Genomic DNA, 2,199 nt, shown 5'->3' on the forward strand with positions numbered 1-2,199 from the left:
GCTCGCGGGGCTGGTGGCCGCGGTCGTGGTGGCCGCACTGGCCGACCGACGTCTCGTGCCCGCCGCCGCGCTCGGCCTGGTCGGCGTCGGGGGCATCCACCCGTCAGCCATGGTCACCGCCGCGGTGTTCGTGCTGTTCTGGTGGCTGTTCGAGGGGCTGTGGCGTCCGGTGCGCGGACGGCTGCGGGACTTCCTCGTGCTGGCCGGGATAGGCCTGGCGGGGGTCCTCACGCTGCTGCCCCAGGTCCTCACCGTCTCCGAGGACGCGGACGAGATCTCGGCCTTCGAGTTCGAGATCGACGCCGACCGGGCCGCTGTCTGGGGCCGGGCCCTGGCACTACAGGTGCGGCACGTCCAGGACTGGGGAGTGCGCTGGGTGCTGCTGGCCCTCGCGGTACTGGGAGTGATCGTCCTGCTCCGGCGCCTCGTGCTGTGGCCGCTCCTGCTCTGGGGCGGGGTGCTGGTGGTGTGCGTCAACTCCATGAGCACGTTCGGCAACTGGACCGGCGGCGCCCTCCGCGGGATAGGGAGCATCTACTACAACGACCCGCGCCGGATCGGGGTGCTCCTGGCGGTCCTCGTGGCGGCCGCCGTCGGCGTGGGCGTGGGGGTGACCGTCCAGGCACTGGCGGGGTGGTCGGCCCGGTTGATCGACCCGATCACCGACCCACGCGGGACCGGTGCGGCGGGCCTGCGGGTCGCGGTCGCTCTGGGTGCACTGGTGGCCACCGGGTCGTGGGTCGTCCAGGCCTCGCCCGAGTACGCCGCGGCGGCGGGCGCGAACCAACGGGCGGGCCGGATGGTCGACAGTCATGACCTGCGGGCCTTCGAGTGGCTCTCCCGGCAGCCGCAGGCGTACTCGGGTCTCATCTACACCAACCCCGACGAGGGGTCGGGGTGGATGTACGCCACCGACGGACTGCCCTCGACCGCTCGCCACTATCTCCAGGCGGGCTCCACCGCCCCGCTCACCCACTACCTGTTCCGCTCGATGGACCGGGCCGGGACCGACCCACGTGTCGACTCCGCCCTCGACGAGCTCGGCGTGACCTACGTCTACGTCAGCCCCCCGAACTACTGGGGATTCCAGAAGCCCAACGAGAGCCTGCTCCGGCTCGACCAGACCCCGGGCCTGGTCAAGGTCTACTCGGATTCCCAGGTGCGGATCTTCGCCGTCCGTGCCGCCTTCACCGAGGGCGAGCTCGCCCGGATCCTGGCCGACTCGCCGTTCCCGCCCGACGGGCGTACACCGCTGACCCGCGCCACCGCGCTGTACGGCGGGGAGTGAGCGACCCGACCCGGGGCGGGTCGTATCCTTGGGGCTGTCGTCCGACTGGGCGCCGCGGCGGGGTCGCCGCGCATCGGGAGGGGATCTGAATGAGGGCACTCGTGACGGGTGGGGCCGGGTTCATCGGGTCGACCCTGGTGGACCGCTTGCTGTCTGAGGGTCACGAGGTGACGGTCGTCGATGACCTCTCGCGGGGGCGGGTCGAGAACCTCACGGGCGCCCGCGAGGCCGGCTCGCGGTTCACTTTCCGGCAGGTGGACCTGACCGACCCCGCGATCGGGGACCTGGTGGCGGAGGTCGCCCCCGAGGTCGTGTTCCACCTGGCCGCGCAGATCGACGTCCGCCTGTCGGTGGAGGACCCGGTGCACGACGCCGAGGTCAACGTGGTGGGCACCGTCCGGCTGGCCGAGGCCGCCCGCCGGGCCGGGGTGCGGCGGATCGTCTTCACCTCCTCGGGGGGATCGATCTACGGACCCGTCACCGACCTTCCGGTGGCCGAGTCACGGCCGGTGGATCCGATGAGCCCGTACGCGGCGGGCAAGGTCGCCGGCGAGGTCTATCTGGAGATGTTCGCCAAGCTGTACGGCATCGAGTGGGCGGGCGTGGCACCGGCCAACGTGTACGGCCCGCGCCAGGATCCGCACGGCGAGGCCGGGGTGGTGGCGATCTTCGCCCAGCGACTGCTGGCGGGGGAGCCGACCCGGGTCTTCGGGGACGGGGGCAACACCCGGGACTACGTGTTCGTCGACGACGTGGTCGACGCCTTCGTGCGCGCCGCGAGCGTTCCGGCCGCCGCCGGGCTGCGTTTCAACGTGGGCACCGGCGTCGAGACCAGCGACCGCGAGCTGCACACCCTCGTGGCCTCGGCGGCGGGATCGGGGGACGACCCCGAGTTCGCCCCCGCCCGCCTG

The 2,199-nt window shown here is 72.4% G+C and carries 2 protein-coding genes; both read left to right on the top strand.

What is annotated here, in order from left to right:
* The coding region (locus tag G6027_RS03660) for a DUF6541 family protein (protein WP_346995619.1) at window positions 1-1,288 on the top strand (1,288 nt) is incomplete at its 5' end.
* Window positions 1,289-1,377: 89 nt separating this feature from the next.
* A partial coding sequence (locus tag G6027_RS03665) for an SDR family NAD(P)-dependent oxidoreductase (RefSeq protein ID WP_182635500.1) occupies window positions 1,378-2,199 on the top strand: 822 nt, incomplete at its 3' end.

Origin of the sequence: Dietzia sp. SLG310A2-38A2 (genome assembly GCF_014145095.1) — a bacterium.
GTDB lineage: Bacteria > Actinomycetota > Actinomycetes > Mycobacteriales > Mycobacteriaceae > Dietzia.